Raw genomic sequence first — 20,310 nt, 5'->3', positions numbered from 1 at the left:
ATAAGGGGTGTATTTTTGTGAAAAAGAGAACGATTTCAACTATTTTAGTGGCTTTATTGGTCTTATCGGAATTTGCTGGGTGCAACGGAAAATCCGAGGCTCAATTAGAACTTGAGAAGACACAATCTGAACTTTCTGAATCGCAAAAAAATTATGAAAAAGCTACAGACGATTTAGCAAGCTCACTAAAAGGAGCTTATGACCAAATGGGCAAATTTCAAGAGGGCATAGATAATGTTGGAAATTCTGAAACAAACAGTCAAAGTAGTACAAGCAAATCGGAATATAGTTATAAACCTTATACTGACGAATCAAAACTCATATTTTCAAGCAATGATGAATTTGAAAAGTATTTGAAAACTAACAATAAAAATGTCGATGGTAAGACTGCAACAGTAACAGGCACAGTAGATACAATGTTCAAAGTGACAGAAAAAAACTATTTAACACTCAAAACTGATGAGCCGTCAGCTGACACTCAAGTGATGTTTGAAATAGACAATGCAGACGCTGCAACTATAAAAGAAGGCGATGTTATTACAATATATGGGGAAATAGATAATTCATCTGTGTATGATGAAACAAGTGACAATGTCTATGTGTTTTTTATACAGGATTGTTTAATATTGTACCGTTAATTTCAAAGAAAAATAAAGTTTAACATTTAATCGTACATCAAAAAGGTGTACGATTTTATTTTGCAAGAAAGTAGGTGAGAATATGAGCTATGACGGAAGTTTGAAATTTGATACTAAGATTGACAGCAACGGTTTTTCTGCTGGCTTATCTAAGTTAAAAAAACTTGCCAAAACTGGTGTAGGAACAGTAGGTACAGTGACTTCTAAAGCTACTGATATGATTGGAAAATTTACATCAGTAGTAACAACATCAGTAGCGACAGTTTCAGCAGGGATAGGAACTATAGGAACAGCCGCCGCAAGAGTAGGTATGGACTTTGAAGCGGCTATGTCGAAAGTATCATCTATATCTGGTGCAACTGGAAATGACCTTCAATCTCTTACAGATAAGGCGAAAGAGATGGGAGCAACTACAAAGTTTTCTGCCACTGAATCTGCGGAAGCATTTCAGTATATGGCTATGGCTGGCTGGGACACTAAATCTATGCTTGATGGTATTGACGGTATAATGAATCTGTCTGCCGCCGACGGCTTAGACCTTGCAACCACATCAGATATTGTAACGGACGCTCTTACAGCATTTGGACTTTCTGCAAAAGATAGCACACACTTTGCAGATGTCCTTGCTACAGCTTCAAGCTCCGCTAATACAAATGTTTCAATGCTCGGCGAAAGCTTTAAGTATGTGGCACCACTCGCCGGTTCTATGAATTATTCTGTTGAAGATGTTTCGCTCGCACTTGGTTTAATGGCTAACGCCAGCGTAAAAGGCTCAATGGCAGGTACAAGCCTTAAAACTGCTCTATCTAACTTGGCGTCTCCAACAGATGATATGGGTAAAGCGTTGCAAAAACTGGGACTTGCGACAGAAGTTACATCAACTAAAATAGACCAACTTAAAATTGATAAAGCAACAAACAAAGTTACAGAAGCTCAAAAGAAATATAACCAAACTGTGCAAAAATACGGGGAAAATAGCAGTGAAGCGGAAAAAGCAGCACTTAACTTGAAATCTGCACAAGAAAATCTTACAAAAGCACAAGAAGGAAAAACAAAATCTATTGGTTATACTGTGTCTGCTTTAAAAAATGAAGATGGTTCAACTAAATCTTTAAAAGAAACATTGGTTGATATTAGAAAAGCATTTGCTAATCTTGATGAAACTCAGCAAGCAGAATATGCAAGCACTATTTTTGGCAAAGAAGCTATGTCGGGTATGCTTGCTATAATAAACGCAAGCGACGCTGATTTTAATAAATTGACTGACAGTATTAGTAATGCTGATGGTGCAGCTAAAAAAATGGCTGATACCCTAAATGATAACCTCAAAGGTGATATTACGATAATGAAGTCTGCCCTTGAGGGATTTGGTATAACAATTTATGAAACATTTGATACAAAGCTTCGTGGTGTTGTACAGCTTGGAACAAAATATATTGATGAACTTTCAAAATCTTTCACAGATGGTGGCTTGCAGGGAGCAGTAAAAACGGCTGGTGACATCTTCGGAGAAATTGCTACCAAAGCAGCAGAAAATGCTCCGAAGATGATTGATTCCGCATTACAGTTTATTGATAGTTTTGCGAATGGTATTAGGGATAATAGTTCAAGACTGCTTAATGCAGGACGAAATATAGTGCAATCAATTATTGAAGGTATTATAGATTTCGCAGGCTACGGCTCTGAACTCATCGACGGTGCAGTTGCTATAATCGAAAATTTGATACTTGCAATAAGTTCAAATGAAAGCGAATTGCTGAAAGCGGGAGAATCTATAATCGACTCTATCGTAAACGGCATTGTGAACCTTGCAAACAATGCAGGAACTGTTGTAAGAGGCGTAGTCGCACTTATACAATCATTTATAAAATCCGTCAAAAATAATAAAGACAAGTTATTAACAGCCGCTAAAGAAATTGTTAAGGCTATTACAGACGGGCTTGTCTCTCTATTACCCAAGGAAGTACAAGCCCCCGTAAAAAAGTGCATAGAAGCTATAACGAAGTTCTTTAATAGCAATAGTTTGAAAAAAGCTATACAGTCTGTAACTAAATTTATAGGAACACTTGCAAAAGTAATAACTGATATGGCAAGCAAGGTAGTACCTCCTCTTGTTAAAGTATTAGAATTCCTTTGTAGTAATCTTAATATTATAGGACCCGCAATTTTAACAGTAGTTTCTGCAATTAAAATATATAAAGGAACTGTAGAACTTGCAAAAATAGCGCAGTTAGGTTTTAATGCGGCAATGTCAGCAAATCCTATAGGTGCTGCTATAACTCTTATCGAAGGGTTAGTGACAGGACTAACAGCGTTATGTGGGTGGCTAAGTCAGACAAGTGGAGATACAGAAGCATTAAACGAGGCACAAGATAATTATAATATAGCGGCAGAAAATACAAGAAAAATAGCAGAAAATTATGGCGATAAATTAAGCGGTATTACTGAAGCTATGGACAAATGCCGAGACGGTATTGATAATGCTACAAGCTCTCTTGATGGTTTCGATGAAAGTTTGATAATTCCTGAAGACACAAAGAAAAATCTTGAAAAGGATATGACCGATGTTCAAACTCGTATAGATAAAATATGTAGCGGATATTCAACTGGCAGAAAAGAGCTTACGCAGAAAGAAATTGAAGAACTTGACAATCTTATGAAAAAGCAAAAAGAGCTTGCTGATAAGGAACTTGAATTGCAAAGCGAATATCAAACAACAGCTAATGGTATAGCACAAGAATTTATATCTAAGTTTAAAGGTACGCCAGAGGAATATTCAGAGCAATCAAAAACTTATATAAAAGGTGCAGAGGAAGCTCGTGATAAAGTTATAACTGCCGCCGAGGAACAGTACAAAAAAAGATATCAATTAGCTACTAAAGAATATAAAGCTGGAGCAATAACTAAAAAAGCTTATGAAAATGAAAAAAATGCAGCTTGGAAAGCTAAAGAAGAGGCTATAAAAGCCGCAAAAGAAAAATGTGGACAGACGGAAGCACTCATCACCAATCATTATACTAAACTTATTACAGGCACAGATAAGTTTATATCCAATAACAATAAAGCAACTAAAGCGTTTGATGAAGCGTATATTCGAGCTGGCAAGAGAATAGGCGGTTATCACGATTTATTAGAAGTTGGACAAATAAATCAAGAACAATATTCTGCTAATACAAAAAAAGTTTGGGAGGATTATGAAACAGACACAGGAGCTATTCTTGATGATATTGTAAACAATCTTGATGAAGCTACAATGACACAAATAGGCGATTGGGCTGGGCTTGTCAAAACGACATATGAAAGCGGCGGCAAAATTTCAGACGATACCGCTTATATGGCATATAACATTAGAGAGTCTATTAAAAATCTTCCTGATGATGTCAAGAAAAAAATGGGTGATAGCTATGATAAACTAATCAATTCTTTTGACGGTTTGCCGCCTGAAATGTATGAACAAGGAAAAGCAGCTGCTTTAGCATTTGAAAATCCATTAGGATATTCTTTTGCTAAAAAAATGAAAGAAAACGGCGCCAACATAGTTGAAGGATTAAAAAATGGTGTTATATCAAAGATTCCTATTTTATCTAGAGCTATGAATGTTGTTGCTTCCGTAATTGAAAGTACATACAAAACAGATATGGACCAACATTCCCCATCGAGATTAATGGCAAAGCTTGGTCGTTTTACAGTAGAAGGCTTGGAACTCGGCTTAAAAGATAGAGCTAAAAAGCTTGCAAGCATAGCTAAAGATTTAGCTGAATCTGTATCAGGAACTATGTCAAACGGTTTAAACAATGATATAATGCTTGATACAAACGCAGAAATGACCGCAAGGCTGAAAACAGCAGTATTTGCACAAGCAGGAGAGATAGGTTTAAGTGTAGCAACAAAAAATGCTAATAACTATGATACTCAATCAGATAGTAACAACTCTGTAAAAGCAAGCGGAAATATAACAACTCACATAAACATTGACGGCAGAGAGTTTGCGGTGGCTACGGTACCTTATATTGATGAGGAACTGGCATTTATAAAGGGGTGATAAACTTGGTTGAAATGATGATTGATAATAATAACATTGCAGAATACGGTGCCAGGCTATTAAGTTTTAGTATTGGCGGTACTGAATTAACAATAGCAACAGGCACAAGCTATAATGCTAATTTCCCTAAGCTTTTTCATACTGACTACGGACAACGAGCTATAAGTACCGTACTTGTTTTTAAACCTCAAACACAGCAAAATGGTATGCTCGCTAAAATGCACACAGTAGCGTTGCAAAAATCAAGATTCGATAATCTTCTGTTCGGAAATGTCGTTGATATATCGTTGCCAGACGGATATTTTTACAGGTGCGTACTTAATTCGATAAGTAATGAAAGCTTTGATGGTAATTGCCTTGAAGTTACATATTCATTCACAGGCATAAGGCATTTATCATTAGCGACTATAAAAGGTTCGGAACTACACTGCTCATCAACAGTTGATACAGATTGCAGAATAACAGCAACTATCACAGGGTGCAGCGATAATACAAGGCTTCAATTTATTATGTCATATGGTTCTGATTCGGTTTCTTACTCTATGGATAAGGTTAATTCAGGAGATGTTATTATGCTTGACGGTATAAATTGCAAGGTTACAAAAAACGGGTTTAACGCTTTCGGAGATTCCAATGTTGTAGAATTTCCAAAATTACGCCCGGGCAAAAACACATACATAGCTCAACATTCTACACCGGTAAAAGTTGAGTTCGTGACTGAATATTATCCTACATTTATATGAGGTGAATTATGAAAGCAATGAAATTATACAGCGGAGGGAAAGTTTATCCGCTATCGTGCATATCAAATTGGTGTATAACATCATCGCTTGGCGGCAGTAAAACAATGCAGTTTGATATATCACCGCAAAATTCAGAATATCGCCTGATAGCTGAAGAAGAACGCATTGAATACGATGGTACATATTACAACATCAAGAGTATAAATGAACGCAGAACAACAGCTACTGTTAATGCTGAAATCGACCTTGATGAGCTAAAAGGCAAGATATTCAGCACCTTTAAGTATGATACTATAAGCTTTGCTCAAGCTATGTCTACGGCACTTGACGGCACAGGCTGGAGTGTGGTAGGTGCAGGCCTTGTTACTGCAAAACGCAGTTTTGATTTAACAGATGTTACACCACTTGATATTGTTAATAATTGTACAAATAAAACTATGTACAATGTATCTTTTGATGTAGATAATATACACAAAATACTTAATGTTTCCGTTCCAACAACACTTGCAAATAATGTATTTTTCAGCGATGAACTAAACTTGAAAGAGCTGACTTTCAAAGGTTCTTCAAGTGGTTTTGCTACCCGTCTTTATGCTTATGGCAAAGACGGGTTATCTTTTGCCAAAATTAACAACGGAAAAGAATATATTGATAATAACTCTTATAGCAATAAGGTTATTGCAACCGTTTGGAGAGATGAAAGATATACGAAGGCTGAAAGTTTACTTGCGGACGCTCAGGAAAAGCTAAAAGAATTAGCTCTGCCGGAACGGTCTTATGTGTGTGAAATTATCGACCTTGCAAGGCTTAATAAGATAGAATATTCTGAATTTTACATAAGGCTTAACAGTGTAATTACACTTATTGACCGCAGAAGAAATAAACGCCTTGAGCATACAGTTGTTGAAATTAAAGAATATCCAAACGAACCGCTCAACAACACTGTTACTCTTTCAACCTCGCCTGAAAAAATCTCAAGAAAGCTCATTGATAATACTACGAAAATTAATCAGATAAGCACAACCGTAGATAAACAGCCAAGTGTTTGGCAAAAAGCAATAGAAACCGCAACGGCATTAATTACAGGTGCGAATGGCGGATATGTTGTATTAAATCCGTCTGAAAAGCCGTCAGAATTACTTATTATGAATACACCAGATATAAATACAGCAACGAAGATATGGCGATTTAATGTGAATGGCTTGGGATTTAGTAGCAATGGCTATGATGGTCCTTTTCCGCTTGCTATGACTATGGACGGCGCTATCGTTGCAGATTGTATCACAACAGGTGTCTTACAAGGCATTAAAATTATTGCTACAATAGGCTCTATTGCTGGTTGGAAAATGGAAAACGGCGTGCTTGTGTCTGATGATGGAACAATGAAATTAGACAGTGTAAATAATACTATCACGGTTAATAACAGCGGCGGTAACAAGCTTATGACAGTAAGCAAAGACGGCATAAAATTTTGGCGTGGTGATACTGAGATAGGTCAAATAGGTATTCGTGGCGGCGATACTGGGCAGTATGGTCTTACATTTGACTTGATAGACGGCGACGCAATGACTTGGAGCGTGTATGACAAAAGTCAAAAAGTATATGTAAATAAGCTTAGATATACAGAGGAGGGCGGCTTAAATTTAAGCAATAACTTTACTTGCAATCAGCTCTTTGGGCATAATGTAACGGATATTGACCTCGGAAACGGCTTGCACGCTTGGGGATATAGTGAATAGGGGTGATTAAATGATTAACATAATCAGAGGCACAACAAACGATTTTAACTTGAACATTGAGGACGAGAGCGGCGAACAATACACACTTCAAGCCGGCGAAAAAATCATATTCGGCGTCAAAGAAAATGCAGAAAACAGCGATTATAACATAGTAAAAACGCTTACTTCCGCAGATATTGTTGACGGTATTTGTACTATTAAACTTACGCCAGCAGACACAGCCCAACTGGCGTTTGGGAGATATTACTTTGATGTTGGCTTACAGACTGCAGACGGCGATTATTATATGATAGTGCCTTGTGATGAGTTTTACATATGTAAAGCTATTACAGCAAAGGAGGCTACATAATGGAGCTAAAAGGACAGGTAAAGCGAGTACAGAATCTATCGGGCAAACTCAATAAGTTCAACAGTCTATCAGGCAAGCTCTGTAAGCCAACGGGCGGCAAAAGTGACCATAAAACTGTTGCATTGATGTATGCTTATGATTTTAGTAAAACGGTATCAAAAGTATACAGACGCAAAACTACAAAAGGCGAAAATATACTTAGTTCTGACCAACAAAATTTATCGAATTGGTCTAAGAATATAGAAAGCTTTCCACAGTTCGATAACAATTATAATGACGGTATTAACGATATAACATACAAGGGCGGCAGTGGCTACGAGCATATTTATTTGATGTTTGACACTGTTGCAGGCAATATGTATTCGTTTGAGTTCAATTTTAAAACTTCGACAGGTTTTACCTGTAGTTATGGCAGTGATAAGGCTTATGCCTTTATCTCGACGAGCGAACCTGACAGAACAGAACTGCTAAAAATGCCCGGAGTTGTTGCGAAAACAGCTTTAGACGGTACAGCAACGGATACCGCAAAACATTATACAGTCGAGTTTACAGCTACATCTGACAAAGTATATATAGGTATTGATATGGGCTATATGATTGATGATGTGGTAACAAATTTGTGTTTTAGCAATGTAAGACTATATCCAATTTCAGTAAAATATGAAAGCGAGGGAACAGAATGAGTTACATAAATAAATCAATAAGCATATACGGCACGGAGAAGGACTTTATAAAAACTGTTGTTAATGAACTTACTGCCGCCGACAGCAGAATAGTTTGCGAAACAGACATTGACACAGAGTTTGCAAACGAGGACACATCACATCAAATCAGAATAGCTCTCAATGTCAATAATTGCTATAAGCTAAGATTTGCCAGAGAAGCAAAATCTCAGTCGGTAAATTATTGGTATATGGAACAGGTTGTAAACGATACCGTTACAAACGGTGCAAAGGTATATTACAGTAATACACTTTATAACATTGATGCTGTGGCAACAAGAACTTGGAAAATGATTTTCGTATCGAATGATAACGCAATAGCTATGATATTTGGAAACTATAATTCTGATATGACAAATAGTTACAGTTACAATGTTTTTTCTTATCATGAAAATGGTTTTAATGTCGTATCGTTAATTCCAAATGAACCGGCTGCGTCAAAGCCGGCATTATCGGCAGAACTTTTGAGGACGGACGAGAGCAACAAAAATGAGGTTTATAAGATAAGCGTGAACCGCTTGAATTACTCAAGGGGTGACGATGTTGAAATTATAGAGAGTAAGGTGCTGTTTAAAAGCGATGTTGCGGAACACGATATGAAAAATGTGTGCGATTGCTCGAATGTTGTGGCAAAAAATATTTTGCTGATTGATAACTTAAGATATTTTGCGTTTGATACTAATACATTGATTAAAGTTAAGGAGTGATAATATGGATTCAACAGTTTTATCGGCTCTACTTGCTCTGATAGGCTCTCTTGCCGGCACTTTTGGTGGAAGTAGGCTAACGCTCTATAGGCTGAAAAAGCTTGAAGAAAAAGTAGATAAACATAATCAAGTCATTGACAGAACATACAAGCTTGAACAGCGTGCAGCCGTTATTGATGAAGAAATCAAAGTCGCTAACCACAGGATAAATGATTTGGAAAAGGAGAGATTACATTGAATATAACTGATTTTATAAAACCTGAACTTATGATACTTATCCCTGTGCTTTATCTAATTGGTATAGCACTTAAAAAGATTTCACTTCCAGACAAATTTATTCCGTTGATTCTCGGTGCAAGTGGAGTGATTCTTTCGGCAATATATTTGTTGTCTGTTACTCAAATAATATCAACACAAGATGTTTGGACTGCAATCTTTGCAGCAATTACGCAAGGTATTCTCTGTGCTGGAGCAAGCGTTTATGCAAATCAAATCTATAAGCAAATAAAAAAGGGTGATTGATATGGACCTAAAAGACATTGTAATGTACTGCAAAATCAAGCAGTCAGAGCAAGAGGCAGATAAATACAAAGAACAGGCTAATCTATACGAGAGTGTACTAACAGGTACTGTTACGGAGTTTGTCGTGCCGTCTGAGTGGACTATGTTAAGACAGGGAGTGTTTAATGCTTGTAAAAATCTTATAAGTATAACGATACCTAATAATATAACAAGTATAGAAGCAACTACATTTAGTTCATGCTCGAAGCTTAAAAGTGTTGTTATTTCTGTAGGTGTCACAGCTATTAAAGGTAGTGCATTTTACGGTTGTGTAGCACTCACCGATATTACGATACCTAATACTGTTACAATAATCAGCGCAGGAGTATTTACCAACTGCTCAAAACTCACTAATGTTACTCTCGGTGATAACTTCAACTGTAACGGTCTTGACCTGTCGTCGAGTACAAAATATAGCGTAGATACGCTTGTAGCAATGTTTACAGCACTTGCCGACCGTACAGGGCAAACAGCATACACGCTTACGCTTGGCGCAACTAATCTAAAAAAGCTATCAGATGAGCAAAAAGCGATAGCCACCGATAAAAACTGGACTTTGGCATAAATAAGGAGTGATAATATGACAACATCAAAAGTAACGGTAGTTAAGCTCGCACCGAGTGAGGGCAAACATCTCAAAAATGTTAATACAAACGAGGTCTACGAGGGCGAAATCTATCTAGCAAAGTCGCTTAAAGCAGAAGATTTTATTGAGATTGATGAGGAAGAATATCAGAAAATTAAAGCTGAATCAGTAGCAGAGGAGGGTGACTATGAGTGATTTAGGCAGCATTAGACAAGTTGGTAACAGATTTTACAACATCAAGGAGTACATACTCAAGAGTGCGGACTTGGACAAGCTTAAGTTGATAAACAATGCAGAGGACGGCAGCACAGCTTGGTGTACAGACACAAAAGAGCTTTATATTTTGCACTTAGGTGAATGGATTAAACAATGAAAGGAAGTTTTATTATGGCAACAAAATTAAAAGGTATTGATATATCATATGCTAATGGCAAAATTGATTGGAGTAAGGCAAGCAAAGAAGTAGACTTTGCAATTATTCGCTGTGGTCTTGGTTCGGAATCTCCTGACCAAGTAGACGTACAATATCGTAACAACGCAAACGGCTGTACAAAGTATAATGTTCCGTTCGGAATATATCACTTTGCATACTGCGTAAATGCAGAAGCGGCAAAGCAAGAAGCGGATTTCGCTATTAAGCTTGCAAAAGAATACAAGGGCTGTAAATTTATTGCTTATGACATTGAGGAGGACACTCTCCGCTATTGCCGTCAGCAGGGAGTAGTACATACAAGAGCAAGCCTTACAGCGTGTGCTAAGGCATTTCTTGAGCGTGTTAAGTCAGCAGGATATACACCGGTATTATATGCTAACTACGATTATATCAATAACAGATATAATTACAGCGAACTTAGTAAGTATTATCTGTGGCTTGCTTATCCAGGTGCAAGCTCTGCGGGGCGTGATTGCGGTACTTGGCAATAAGCTGGGTTGGTAAGGTTAATGGCGTCAGCGGAGAGGTGGATATGAACTATATGTATGATGATATAGTAACTTCTAAGACATCTACCAAACCGTCAACAACTAAGCCGGCTACAAAGCCAAGCAATGTTAAAAAAACGGATTACTCCGTCAAGGTTACAGCACAGGCAGGGCTTAATGTACGCAAGGGGGCAGGTACAAACTACAACATAATTACTGCCCTAAAATGCGGGACTGTGGCAACAGTAAGCAAGGTATCAGGCAACTGGGGTTATGTTGGCAAGTATGGCGGTTGGATATGCTTAGATTATACTGCTAAGGTCGGCACAACTTCGACTGTAAAATCGGATAAAGTTTATTATACAGTTAAGAGTGGCGACACACTTAGCTACATCGCATACAGATACAACACAACCGTAGACAAGCTTGTATCGCTTAACAATATCAAAAACAGAGATTTAATCTATGTCGGGCAGAAGATTAGAGTGAAATAAAAAATAATTATCCCGCTCCCGTTAGCTTTTTATGGCTATAGGTGGGCGGGATTTTTTTATTTTTAATCCATAAACACCAAATAAACACCAAATTGCTGCATTTCATTAATTCTAAATAAAATAAAAATCCCCTCGAACGCAGTGTTCAAGGGGAAAATCTGGAGCTTGTGGCAGGACTTGAACCTGTGACCTGCTCATTACGAATGAGCTGCACTACCAACTGTGCTACACAAGCATAAATATCGATAATTATTATACACGATTGATATGTATATTGTCAAGGGCGAAATAATATAAATTGATAGCTTTATAAATGATAGTTAAAAGTATTAGACCTTTGTGGAAATCTTTCACAAGGTAGTGTAATTTAAAAAATAGTATGTTATAATTTCAAATAAATAAAAGGAGGTCGCTAATAATGTATAATGTTATATCGTATTGGCTAAAGTATTACAGAAGTGAATGCAAACTTACACAACAAGATGTTGCAGATTTGCTTGGTTTGGAGCGTTCAAGCTATACTTACTATGAAACAGGAAAAACAACACCTGATATCGAAACCCTTATTAGACTTTCAAAAATATTTCATGTAGATTTCTTTGATTTGCTTTCAGGTTGTAATACTGAAACCGGAAAATATGTCAGCGATTCAAATTTCAAGAAACTTAATGATAAGCTTGACAATGATGATGAAGAGAAATTTTCTGAGGCTAATTTTGAAGCTGAGATTCTTCTTAGAATTCGTTCTCTTGATGAAGGAAAAAGAGAAGAAGCTATGGCATTTCTTGATGACCTTACAGACAATATTTATAAATTCAGACGCAAATCAAAAACCCGAGATGTTGTTGCAAAGCCAGTAGAGATTCCAAAGAAAGAACTTGAACTTCTTGAAAGAGCAGATGTCAAATATCTTCCGCCAAGAGCTCCAAAAAAGAAGCGTGGCAGAAAGAAGAAAAATATCTTTTTAGATGATTAAAATTTAATATGAGGTAGGGAAGAGTAATCTTTCTTAAAGATAATAAAGGCGCATAGCATAAACAATTTTGTTTTAATGCTATACGCCTTTTAGTTTTTATAATTTATTTTTGTAGTGCAAGTTTAATTGCCTCGGTTAGCTGGTCAGGACATGAAGTTGATTTCATGCCACAGCGAATACCCTGACATTTATTTATAATATCTTCGGCTTTCATACCTTCGGCAAGAGAGGCAATACCTTTGGTGTTACCGTTACAACCACCTTCAAAGCTGATATTTGTAACAATATGGTTTTCATCCATGTCGAAAGTTATACTTCTTGAACAAACACCACGAGTTCTATATGTATATGTCATAGTCTGTTCCCCCTAATTTTAGATATAAAAAAGCCGACACCGCAAAGCAGTATCGGCAAAAGCTTTTATCAGTCGCTTGTGTAAGGTAAAAGTGAAAGATAACGAGCGCGCTTAATAGCAACTGTAAGCTCACGCTGATGATGTGCACAAGTACCTGTTACTCTGCGAGGAAGAATCTTCGCTCTTTCAGAAATAAAACGGCGAAGTCTTGCAATATCCTTATAGTCGATTACATCAACTTTATCTACGCAGAATGCACAAACCTTTTTACGACCTTTGCGACCGCCTCTGCGGTTATCTCTTTCGGTTCTTTCAGCCATTGTAATTCCTCCTTTATATAGGATAAGATGTGTTTAGGATTAAATCAGAAGGGAAGATCATCGTCTGTCGGAATCTCTTCAAAGGCATCCGTATTTCCTGTTGAATAAGATGTAGCCGGAGCATTATCCTGTCTTGAGTATCCGCTGTCGTTATATCCACTCTGATAGCCGTTATCATTAGAACGAGCTGACTTAGGCTCTGCGAAGTGACAGTTATTAGCCCAAATTTCAAATGTTCTTCTCTTAATACCTTGTTTATCAGTATAAGAGCCTGTTCTGATAGAGCCGTCAACGGCAACGAGCTGACCTTTGTGGAAATATCTGCTGACAAATTCCGCAGTTTTGCCCCAAGCAGTGACATCTATAAAATCAGTCTGTTCTTCTGCACCGGCTCTTGTAGGTCTGTTGCAAGCAAGAGTGATTCTAACCACTGCTGTGTTGCCTTGAGTATAACGAAGCTCTGGGTCTGCTGTAAGCCTGCCCATGATACAAGCTACATTTAACATATTAGGTCTTCCTCCTTAAGCTTCCTTCTTAATGATCATAGAACGGAGAATACCGTCTGTAATCATAAGGACACGGTCAAGCTCTGCAGGGAACTCAGCTTCGCTCTTGAAATCAAAGAGAACATAATAAGCCTCAGTTTCCTTGTTGATTTCGTAAGCAAGTCTTCTCTTGCCCCACTCGTCAACATTCTCGAGAGTACCGTTCTTAGAAACTATATCCTTGAACTTTGCGATTGTTTCAGCAATACCCTCTTCGCCAAGCTTGAGAGAAATTACAATAACAGCTTCATAAGAATTGATTACTGCCATATTTACTGCACCTCCTTTTGGTCTTGTGGCCCGCAAACATATTGCGAGCAAGGGGAGTTGGCATTAACGCACCAACATTAAAATTATATCAGCGAACAGTTGTTTTGTCAAGTTTTTTTAATAGATTTTTCCATAAGATAAAATTTCCCTTTTCTGAAATTTGCGTAGCCTTTTACTGCATATCCAAGCTTTTGATAAAGTTTAAATGCAAAAGGATTTCCGGTGAAACAGTCAAGACGAATTGCTTCAAAACCGTTTTTTAAAGCAATGTTTTCTATAAGACTAACTGTCTTGTTGCCAAAGCCTTTGTTTTGGATTTCCGGATTTACGCAAAGTCTGTGTACGATAATATATTTGCAATTGGTATATTTCCAGTCTGCGGAATCATATTCTTTATCAAATTCATTATTAAGGACAAAAGCTGATACGAGATTATTGTCAAGAAAGCATAAATAGAGTTGCTTCTTTAAAATATCATCGTAAAGAATAGCTTCATTTGGATATATTTCATCCCATTGATGTATACCTTGAGATTCCATAAGCTTTATTGCAGCTTTAAACATATTGCTTATTTCTTGCAAATCCTCTTTCAACGCTAATCTTTGGGTAAATTTCATATCTTATCAATTCCTTAATTGTTTAAAATATATAGGTATTATAGCATTTGAATTTCAGAAATTCTATATTTTTATTTAAATTTGATGAAAAATGTTGACATTGAAGTATGCTATGCGTTATAATTCCAATTAGAAGAATTGCTGAATAAGTTTAAACTTTGTTACATACTTTTATTAGTTAATTACAACTTATCAGCGGTTCAAAATATTTCATAATAAATACTAAAATAATGGAGGTATCTTAACAATGGCACGATTTACTTTACCAAGAGATTTATATCATGGAAAGGGTTCTCTCGAAGAACTTAAATCATTAACAGGAAAGAGGGCTATCGTTGTTGTCGGTGGTGGCTCTATGAAGCGTAACGGTTTCCTTGATAAGGCAGTTGATTACCTTAAAGAAGCAGGAATGGAGGTTCAGCTTTTCGAGAATGTTGAGCCGGACCCAAGCGTTGATACAGTTATGCGTGGTGCAAAGGCTATGGCAGAATTTAAGCCTGATTGGATTGTTGCAATGGGCGGCGGTTCTCCTATTGATGCGGCAAAAGCTATGTGGGTATTTTACGAATATCCGGATACAAGTTTTGAGGACTTGATTACACCTTTTAGTTTCCCAACACTTCGTACAAAGGCTAAATTCTGCGCTATTCCGTCTACTTCGGGTACAGCGACAGAGGTTACTGCTTTCAGTGTTATTACAGATTATAAAAAGGGTATTAAGTATCCGCTTGCTGATTTCAATATCACACCTGATGTTGCAATCGTTGACCCTGCACTTGCAGAGACAATGCCTCAGAAGCTTACAGCTCATACAGGTATGGACGCTATGACGCACGCAATCGAAGCTTATGTTTCAACTTTACATTGTGATTACACAGACCCGCTTGCACTTCATGCAATCAAGCTCATTCATAATAACCTCAAAAAGTCTTATGACGGCGATATGATAGCAAGAGATACAATGCATAACGCACAATGTCTTGCAGGTATGGCTTTCTCGAATGCACTTCTTGGCATAGTTCACTCTATGGCTCATAAGACAGGCGCAGCTTTCTCAGGCGGTCATATTATTCATGGCTGTGCAAACGCTATGTATCTTCCTAAGGTTATTAAATATAACTCAAAGAATGAAGAAGCTGCTGAGCGTTACGCAGAAATTGCAAGATTTATCGACCTCAAGGGCGAAAGCACAGAAGAACTTGTCGGCGCACTTATCGCAGAACTTCGCTCAATGAATGACCAGCTTAATATTCCACAGGCTATCAAGAATTATGGCCCTGGCGGAATTAAAGCTGACGAAAGCATTATTGACGAGAAGGAATTTATGGATAAGCTTCCTGAAACAGCAAAGAATGCTATTGCAGATGCTTGCACAGGCTCTAACCCAAGAATTCCTACACAGGAAGAAATGGAAAAGCTCCTCGTTGCAGTATATTATGATAAGGATATAGATTTCTGATTATTCAAACAGAAAATTTTATATTTTATATGCGTACAGGGTATTTTTCACCTTGTACGCATTGCTATGCAGAGGGTTATTATAAATTATAAATCCCTTAACATTCTTTTGACAAGCAGATTATTTTGTTGTATAATGTAAAAGTTACCTTAATTATTTGAAAGGATGAAATAAAATGTTTAAAATAGTCGAAAAGCAGCACTTGAATCCGACTGTTGCAAAGATGGTCGTTTCTGCTCCGCTTATCGCAAAAAAGGCTGAACCTGGTCAGTTTATCATCTTCCGTACAAAGGAAGACAGCGAGCGTGTCCCTCTTACTATCGCTGATTATGATAGAGAAGCAGGCACTATTACAATTATTTATCAGATTGTTGGTGCGTCTACTATGGAGCTTGATACTCTTGAGGCTGGAGATTATATTCATGATTTCGTAGGCCCTCTCGGAATTCCAAGCCACACTGACGGACTTAAGAAGGTTGCTGTCGTAGGCGGTGGCGTAGGTTGTGCGATTGCTTTTCCTATTGCTAAGAAACTTCATCATCTTGGCTGTGAGGTTCACAGCATAGTAGGTTTCCGTAATAAAGACCTTGTTATTCTTGAGAACGAATTTAAGCAGAATAGTGATAAGCTTTGCATGATGACAGATGACGGAAGCTATGGCACAAAGGGACTTGTAACAAACGCTCTTGAAGAGCTTATCAAAGAGGGTAACCAGTATGATGAGGTTATTGCTATTGGTCCATTAATAATGATGAAATTTGTTTGCCAGCTCACTAAGAAATATGATATTAAAACAGTTGTAAGTATGAACCCAATTATGGTTGACGGCACAGGTATGTGCGGCGGCTGCCGTTTGACTGTTGGTGGAGAAACAAAATTTGCTTGCGTTGACGGTCCGGATTTTGACGGTCATCTCGTAGACTTTGATGAGGCTATGAAGCGTGGAACAATGTATAAAGAGTTCGAGGCTCATCAGCGTGAGGCTTCATGCAACTTATTCAAAAAGGAGGTCAAATAATATGGCAGTCAAGAGAAATATGAGTCCTAACAAATGTCCTATGCCTGTTCAGGACCCAGAAGTAAGAAGAAATAACTTTGAAGAGGTTGCTCTCGGCTATACATATGAAATGGCAGTAGAAGAGGCAAAGCGTTGCCTTAATTGCCCTAAGAAGCCTTGCAGAAGTGCTTGCCCTGTTGCTATTGACATTCCTGCATTCATTGAGAGAGTTGCTAATGAAGATATGGAAGGTGCTTTTGAGATTATCTCCGCTTCAAGTGCATTGCCGGCTGTTTGCGGTCGTGTTTGCCCACAGGAGAACCAGTGCGAGGGTAAGTGCGTAAGAGGTATCAAGGGCGAGAGCGTTGGTATCGGCCGTCTTGAAAGATTTGTTGCTGACTATCATCGTGAGCACGCTACTGCTACTCCAACAGTTCCGGAGCAGAATGGTCATAAGGTTGCTATCATTGGTGCAGGTCCAAGTGGACTTACAGCTGCAGGCGACCTTGCAAAACTTGGCTATAAGGTTACCGTTTATGAAGCACTCCATGTAGCAGGTGGCGTTCTTAGTTACGGTATTCCACAATTCAGACTTCCTAAGGAAATTGTTCAGAAAGAAATCGACAACCTCAAGGCTATTGGTGTAGATATAGAAACAAATATGGTTATCGGTAAGATTCTTACTATTGATGAACTTTTCGAGATGGGCAATGAGGCTGTCTATATTGCAAGTGGTGCAGGACTTCCACGCTTTATGAATATCCCCGGTGAAAGTCTTAACGGAGTTTATTCTGCAAATGAATTCCTTACAAGAATTAACCTTATGAAAGCTTATAAGGAAGATTCCAAGACACCTATCAAGCACTCTAAGAATGTTGCCGTTGTTGGTGGCGGTAATGTTGCTATGGACGCAGCAAGAAGCGCAAAAAGACTTGGTGCAGAAAATGTTTATATAGTATATCGCCGTAGTATGAATGAACTTCCTGCAAGAAAAGAGGAAGTTGAACACGCTGAGGAAGAGGGCATCATCTTTAAGACGCTTACAAACCCTGTTGAAGTTCTCGGTGATGAAAACGGCAATGTATGCGGTATGAAGTGTGTAGAAATGGAGCTTGGCGAACCTGATGAGAGCGGTCGTCGTCGTCCTGTCGTTAAAGAGGGCAGCGAGCTTACTCTTGATATAGATACAATGATTATGTCTATCGGTACAAGTCCTAACCCACTTATCAGAAGCACAACACCTGGTCTTGATACAAATAAGCATGGCTGTATCGTTACAGACGGTGAAGACGGTCTTACAACTCGTGAAGGCGTTTATGCCGGCGGCGACGCAGTTACAGGCGCAGCTACTGTTATTCTTGCTATGGGTGCAGGTAAGAGCGCTGCTAAGGCTATTGACGAATACATCAAGAACAATAAATAATTTTAATATAAATCAAAAAGGAAATCCTAAGAGGGTTTCCTTTTTTGATGCAAATAAACAGCAACAGAGCAATTTTGAAGTTCTGTTGCTGTTTTAAGTTATGGTAAAGATTAAAATAGAATATTTTAGAGTGAAAAGTCGTAGTTATAAAGTGATGTTTTTATTTAGATTTATATTAGGGAAGGGGGTTGAAAATTTTTCGGTTAAATTATTTTGCCAGCACATAAAAATGCCCCGAATATTGTTTGGCATGAGTACCGACAATATCCGGGGCATTGTATTTTTATAGAAAGGGATAGGAGTAATTTAGTTTATGAGATTTGCTATGCTATTAATATACACCCTGTGCAATCATAGCGTCTGCAACTTTCTCGAAGCCTGCAATGTTAGCGCCCATTACATAATCGCCCTTATGACCATACTTTTCAGCAGCAGCAGCGATATTTGTAAAGATATTAACCATAATGCCTTCGAGCTTAGCGTCCACTTCTTCGAATGTCCAAGAAAGTCTCTGGCTGTTCTGTGACATTTCGAGTGCAGAAGTAGCGACACCACCTGCATTAGCAGCCTTGCCTGGAGCAAAGAGTATGCCGTTATCCTGGAACATCTTTGTAGCTTCGAGTGTTGTAGGCATATTAGCACCTTCAGCAACAGCCTTTACGCCGTTCTTGATAAGGTTCTGTGCGCCCTCAACATCAAGCTCGTTCTGTGTTGCGCATGGAAGAGCAACATCACAAGGAATTGTCCAGAGGAACTTGCCCTCATGATACTCTGCGTTTGGACGATACTTTGTATACTCAGAAAGTCTTGCACGCTTAACTTCCTTGATTTCCTTAACGGCAGCAACATCGATGCCGTCCTTGTCGTATACCCAACCTGTTGAATCAGCAAGAGTAACAACATTAGCACCCATCTGCTGTGCCTTTTGTGTAGCGTAAATAGCAACATTACCAGCACCGGAGATACAGACTGTCTTGCCGGCAATATCAATGCCGTTTTGCTTGAGCATTTCTTTTGTGAGGTAAAGAAGACCGTAGCCTGTTGCCTCTGTTCTTGCAAGGGAACCACCGTAGTTAAGTCCCTTACCTGTGAGAACGCCTTCATAAGCGTTGCGAATTCTCTTATATTGACCGAAGAGGTAGCCGATTTCACGACCGCCAACACCGATGTCACCAGCAGGAACGTCAGTATCAGGACCAATGTGTCTATAAAGCTCTGTCATGAAGCTTTGGCAGAAAGCCATGATTTCACGGTCGCTCTTACCCTTAGGGTCGAAGTCAGAACCACCCTTGCCGCCGCCGATTGGAAGACCTGTGAGGGAGTTCTTGAAAATCTGCTCGAAACCGAGGAACTTAATGATACCAAGGTTTACTGATGGGTGAAGTCTAAGACCGCCCTTGTAAGGACCGATAGCGCTGTTGAACTGGATACGGAAGCCACGGTTTACCTGTGTCTTACCGTTATCGTCAACCCAAGCAACTCTGAACATGAGCTGTCTTTCAGGCTCTGTAATTCTTTCAATGATAGCATTTTCCTGATACTTAGGATTCTGCTCGAAAACTGGTTCGAGAGAATTAAGAACCTCAGTTACTGCCTGAATGAATTCAGGTTGAGCAGGGTTCTTTGCCTTAATTTTTTCAAGTTGTTCACTTACATATGACATTGAAGCCACTTCCTTATTTTGAAGATTAAATTTGCAAGTATCTAAAGAAGAAAAATTGCTCGATTTTAATTTGTCAAACAATTTGTATGAATATCTTCCTTAATACCTTGCATATTTTATCATATAATTTTCCATAAATCAAATAAAAATTGTAAAAATATAATAAACTAATAAAATTTTGTC

The 20,310-nt window shown here is 38.2% G+C and carries 24 protein-coding genes and 1 tRNA gene; 18 read left to right on the top strand and 7 right to left on the bottom strand.

Features of this window, described 5'->3' with window-relative positions:
* The 14 genes from ACLU24_RS12950 to ACLU24_RS12885 form a co-directional block, all read left to right on the top strand.
* Positions 1–638 (top strand): OB-fold protein (locus ACLU24_RS12950; RefSeq protein ID WP_412613077.1); only part of this gene is annotated, 638 nt, incomplete at its 5' end.
* A gap of 82 nt (positions 639–720) precedes the next feature.
* Positions 721–4,680 carry a phage tail tape measure protein gene (locus tag ACLU24_RS12945; RefSeq protein ID WP_412613076.1) on the top strand — a complete coding sequence of 1,320 codons (3,960 nt, stop codon included), beginning with the start codon at positions 721–723 and terminating at the stop codon, positions 4,678–4,680.
* 14 nt (positions 4,681–4,694) lie between these two features.
* Positions 4,695–5,423 (top strand): phage distal tail protein, encoded by a 729-nt coding sequence (locus ACLU24_RS12940; protein WP_412613079.1) that lies wholly within the window; start codon positions 4,695–4,697, stop codon positions 5,421–5,423.
* 8 nt (positions 5,424–5,431) lie between these two features.
* Positions 5,432–7,162: a phage tail spike protein gene (locus ACLU24_RS12935; RefSeq protein ID WP_412613075.1), complete on the top strand. Its 1,731-nt coding sequence runs from the start codon at positions 5,432–5,434 to the stop codon at positions 7,160–7,162.
* Between the two features lie 10 nt (positions 7,163–7,172).
* Positions 7,173–7,511, top strand: a complete 339-nt coding sequence (locus tag ACLU24_RS12930; RefSeq protein ID WP_412613073.1) for a hypothetical protein — start codon at positions 7,173–7,175, stop codon at positions 7,509–7,511.
* Positions 7,511–8,194, top strand: a complete 684-nt coding sequence (locus tag ACLU24_RS12925) for a hypothetical protein (RefSeq protein WP_412613072.1) — start codon at positions 7,511–7,513, stop codon at positions 8,192–8,194. The genes ACLU24_RS12930 and ACLU24_RS12925 overlap by 1 nt, the downstream gene beginning before the upstream one ends.
* Positions 8,191–8,940, top strand: coding sequence for a hypothetical protein (locus ACLU24_RS12920; protein WP_412613070.1), 750 nt, complete (start codon positions 8,191–8,193; stop codon positions 8,938–8,940). Before ACLU24_RS12925 ends, ACLU24_RS12920 begins: the two co-directional genes overlap by 4 nt.
* A 4-nt stretch (positions 8,941–8,944) precedes the next feature.
* A complete protein-coding gene (locus ACLU24_RS12915) occupies positions 8,945–9,178 on the top strand; it encodes a hypothetical protein (protein WP_412613069.1) in 234 nt (77 codons plus the stop codon).
* A complete protein-coding gene (locus ACLU24_RS12910; protein ID WP_412613068.1) occupies positions 9,175–9,462 on the top strand; it encodes a phage holin family protein in 288 nt (95 codons plus the stop codon). Before ACLU24_RS12915 ends, ACLU24_RS12910 begins: the two co-directional genes overlap by 4 nt.
* 1 nt (position 9,463) lies before the next feature.
* Positions 9,464–10,066 carry a leucine-rich repeat domain-containing protein gene (locus ACLU24_RS12905; protein WP_412613067.1) on the top strand — a complete coding sequence of 201 codons (603 nt, stop codon included), beginning with the start codon at positions 9,464–9,466 and terminating at the stop codon, positions 10,064–10,066.
* 15 nt (positions 10,067–10,081) lie between these two features.
* Positions 10,082–10,282, top strand: a complete 201-nt coding sequence (locus ACLU24_RS12900; RefSeq protein WP_412613066.1) for a hypothetical protein — start codon at positions 10,082–10,084, stop codon at positions 10,280–10,282.
* Positions 10,275–10,460, top strand: a complete 186-nt coding sequence (locus tag ACLU24_RS12895; RefSeq protein WP_412613065.1) for a hypothetical protein — start codon at positions 10,275–10,277, stop codon at positions 10,458–10,460. Before ACLU24_RS12900 ends, ACLU24_RS12895 begins: the two co-directional genes overlap by 8 nt.
* Positions 10,461–10,474: 14 nt before the next feature.
* Positions 10,475–11,011 (top strand): GH25 family lysozyme, encoded by a 537-nt coding sequence (locus tag ACLU24_RS12890; RefSeq protein ID WP_412613064.1) that lies wholly within the window; start codon positions 10,475–10,477, stop codon positions 11,009–11,011.
* On the top strand, positions 11,002–11,502 hold the full coding sequence (locus tag ACLU24_RS12885; RefSeq protein ID WP_412613063.1) for a LysM peptidoglycan-binding domain-containing protein: 501 nt from the start codon (positions 11,002–11,004) through the stop codon (positions 11,500–11,502). Before ACLU24_RS12890 ends, ACLU24_RS12885 begins: the two co-directional genes overlap by 10 nt.
* A 159-nt stretch (positions 11,503–11,661) precedes the next feature.
* On the opposite strand, the gene ACLU24_RS12880 is transcribed toward ACLU24_RS12885, so the two are convergent.
* Positions 11,662–11,737 (bottom strand) — tRNA-Thr (locus ACLU24_RS12880).
* Positions 11,738–11,920: 183 nt separating this feature from the next.
* On the opposite strand from ACLU24_RS12880, the gene ACLU24_RS12875 reads away from it, so the two are divergent.
* The gene (locus ACLU24_RS12875) at positions 11,921–12,478 is read left to right on the top strand and encodes a helix-turn-helix transcriptional regulator (protein ID WP_412613062.1); all 558 of its coding nucleotides are present in this window, start codon (positions 11,921–11,923) and stop codon (positions 12,476–12,478) included.
* A gap of 103 nt (positions 12,479–12,581) precedes the next feature.
* Here the strand turns inward: ACLU24_RS12875 and ACLU24_RS12870 are convergent, their stop codons facing one another.
* The 5 genes from ACLU24_RS12870 to ACLU24_RS12850 all read right to left on the bottom strand — a co-directional run bounded on the left by ACLU24_RS12870 (position 12,582) and on the right by ACLU24_RS12850 (position 14,585).
* Positions 12,582–12,833, bottom strand: coding sequence for a TIGR03905 family TSCPD domain-containing protein (locus ACLU24_RS12870; protein ID WP_412613061.1), 252 nt, complete (start codon positions 12,831–12,833; stop codon positions 12,582–12,584).
* Between the two features lie 68 nt (positions 12,834–12,901).
* Positions 12,902–13,153: a 30S ribosomal protein S18 gene (gene rpsR / locus ACLU24_RS12865; RefSeq protein ID WP_022265527.1), complete on the bottom strand. Its 252-nt coding sequence runs from the start codon at positions 13,151–13,153 to the stop codon at positions 12,902–12,904.
* 44 nt (positions 13,154–13,197) lie between these two features.
* Entirely contained in the window at positions 13,198–13,659 is a 462-nt protein-coding gene (locus ACLU24_RS12860; RefSeq protein WP_412613059.1) for a single-stranded DNA-binding protein, read from the bottom strand.
* Positions 13,660–13,674: 15 nt separating this feature from the next.
* A complete protein-coding gene (gene rpsF, locus ACLU24_RS12855) occupies positions 13,675–13,968 on the bottom strand; it encodes a 30S ribosomal protein S6 (protein ID WP_412613058.1) in 294 nt (97 codons plus the stop codon).
* A gap of 107 nt (positions 13,969–14,075) precedes the next feature.
* Positions 14,076–14,585: a GNAT family N-acetyltransferase gene (locus tag ACLU24_RS12850; protein WP_412613057.1), complete on the bottom strand. Its 510-nt coding sequence runs from the start codon at positions 14,583–14,585 to the stop codon at positions 14,076–14,078.
* 247 nt (positions 14,586–14,832) lie between these two features.
* On the opposite strand from ACLU24_RS12850, the gene ACLU24_RS12845 reads away from it, so the two are divergent.
* The 3 genes from ACLU24_RS12845 to gltA all read left to right on the top strand — a co-directional run bounded on the left by ACLU24_RS12845 (position 14,833) and on the right by gltA (position 18,464).
* Complete coding sequence (locus ACLU24_RS12845; protein ID WP_412613055.1) at positions 14,833–16,044, top strand: iron-containing alcohol dehydrogenase; 1,212 nt, start codon at positions 14,833–14,835, stop codon at positions 16,042–16,044.
* A 175-nt stretch (positions 16,045–16,219) separates the two neighbouring features.
* Positions 16,220–17,062 (top strand): sulfide/dihydroorotate dehydrogenase-like FAD/NAD-binding protein, encoded by an 843-nt coding sequence (locus ACLU24_RS12840; protein ID WP_412613054.1) that lies wholly within the window; start codon positions 16,220–16,222, stop codon positions 17,060–17,062.
* Between the two features lies 1 nt (position 17,063).
* Complete coding sequence (gltA, locus tag ACLU24_RS12835; RefSeq protein WP_412613053.1) at positions 17,064–18,464, top strand: NADPH-dependent glutamate synthase; 1,401 nt, start codon at positions 17,064–17,066, stop codon at positions 18,462–18,464.
* A 331-nt stretch (positions 18,465–18,795) separates the two neighbouring features.
* On the opposite strand, the gene gdhA is transcribed toward gltA, so the two are convergent.
* A complete protein-coding gene (gene gdhA / locus ACLU24_RS12830) occupies positions 18,796–20,127 on the bottom strand; it encodes an NADP-specific glutamate dehydrogenase (protein WP_412613052.1) in 1,332 nt (443 codons plus the stop codon).
* Positions 20,128–20,310: the final 183 nt, after the last annotated feature.

The organism is Pseudoruminococcus sp. (assembly GCF_047012705.1).
GTDB lineage: Bacteria > Bacillota > Clostridia > Oscillospirales > Acutalibacteraceae > Pseudoruminococcus.
The sequence above is the reverse complement of the archived record's forward strand: the minus strand, read 5'-3'. Positions and strand labels throughout refer to the sequence as shown.

Bases quoted from the DNA above. Each gene is read 5' to 3' on its own strand.
- ACLU24_RS12920 (WP_412613070.1), top strand. From the start codon at position 8,191: ATGAGTTACATAAATAAATCAATAAGCATATACGGCACGGAGAAGGAC.
- gdhA (WP_412613052.1), bottom strand. From the start codon at position 20,127: ATGTCATATGTAAGTGAACAACTTGAAAAAATTAAGGCAAAGAACCCT.
- ACLU24_RS12850 (WP_412613057.1), bottom strand. From the start codon at position 14,585: ATGAAATTTACCCAAAGATTAGCGTTGAAAGAGGATTTGCAAGAAATA.
- ACLU24_RS12845 (WP_412613055.1), top strand. From the start codon at position 14,833: ATGGCACGATTTACTTTACCAAGAGATTTATATCATGGAAAGGGTTCT.
- ACLU24_RS12930 (WP_412613073.1), top strand. From the start codon at position 7,173: ATGATTAACATAATCAGAGGCACAACAAACGATTTTAACTTGAACATT.
- ACLU24_RS12895 (WP_412613065.1), top strand. From the start codon at position 10,275: ATGAGTGATTTAGGCAGCATTAGACAAGTTGGTAACAGATTTTACAAC.
- ACLU24_RS12870 (WP_412613061.1), bottom strand. From the start codon at position 12,833: ATGACATATACATATAGAACTCGTGGTGTTTGTTCAAGAAGTATAACT.
- ACLU24_RS12900 (WP_412613066.1), top strand. From the start codon at position 10,082: ATGACAACATCAAAAGTAACGGTAGTTAAGCTCGCACCGAGTGAGGGC.
- ACLU24_RS12925 (WP_412613072.1), top strand. From the start codon at position 7,511: ATGGAGCTAAAAGGACAGGTAAAGCGAGTACAGAATCTATCGGGCAAA.
- rpsF (WP_412613058.1), bottom strand. From the start codon at position 13,968: ATGGCAGTAATCAATTCTTATGAAGCTGTTATTGTAATTTCTCTCAAG.
- gltA (WP_412613053.1), top strand. From the start codon at position 17,064: ATGGCAGTCAAGAGAAATATGAGTCCTAACAAATGTCCTATGCCTGTT.
- ACLU24_RS12915 (WP_412613069.1), top strand. From the start codon at position 8,945: ATGGATTCAACAGTTTTATCGGCTCTACTTGCTCTGATAGGCTCTCTT.
- ACLU24_RS12935 (WP_412613075.1), top strand. From the start codon at position 5,432: ATGAAAGCAATGAAATTATACAGCGGAGGGAAAGTTTATCCGCTATCG.
- ACLU24_RS12890 (WP_412613064.1), top strand. From the start codon at position 10,475: ATGGCAACAAAATTAAAAGGTATTGATATATCATATGCTAATGGCAAA.
- ACLU24_RS12940 (WP_412613079.1), top strand. From the start codon at position 4,695: ATGATGATTGATAATAATAACATTGCAGAATACGGTGCCAGGCTATTA.
- ACLU24_RS12840 (WP_412613054.1), top strand. From the start codon at position 16,220: ATGTTTAAAATAGTCGAAAAGCAGCACTTGAATCCGACTGTTGCAAAG.
- ACLU24_RS12860 (WP_412613059.1), bottom strand. From the start codon at position 13,659: ATGTTAAATGTAGCTTGTATCATGGGCAGGCTTACAGCAGACCCAGAG.
- ACLU24_RS12945 (WP_412613076.1), top strand. From the start codon at position 721: ATGAGCTATGACGGAAGTTTGAAATTTGATACTAAGATTGACAGCAAC.
- rpsR (WP_022265527.1), bottom strand. From the start codon at position 13,153: ATGGCTGAAAGAACCGAAAGAGATAACCGCAGAGGCGGTCGCAAAGGT.
- ACLU24_RS12905 (WP_412613067.1), top strand. From the start codon at position 9,464: ATGGACCTAAAAGACATTGTAATGTACTGCAAAATCAAGCAGTCAGAG.
- ACLU24_RS12875 (WP_412613062.1), top strand. From the start codon at position 11,921: ATGTATAATGTTATATCGTATTGGCTAAAGTATTACAGAAGTGAATGC.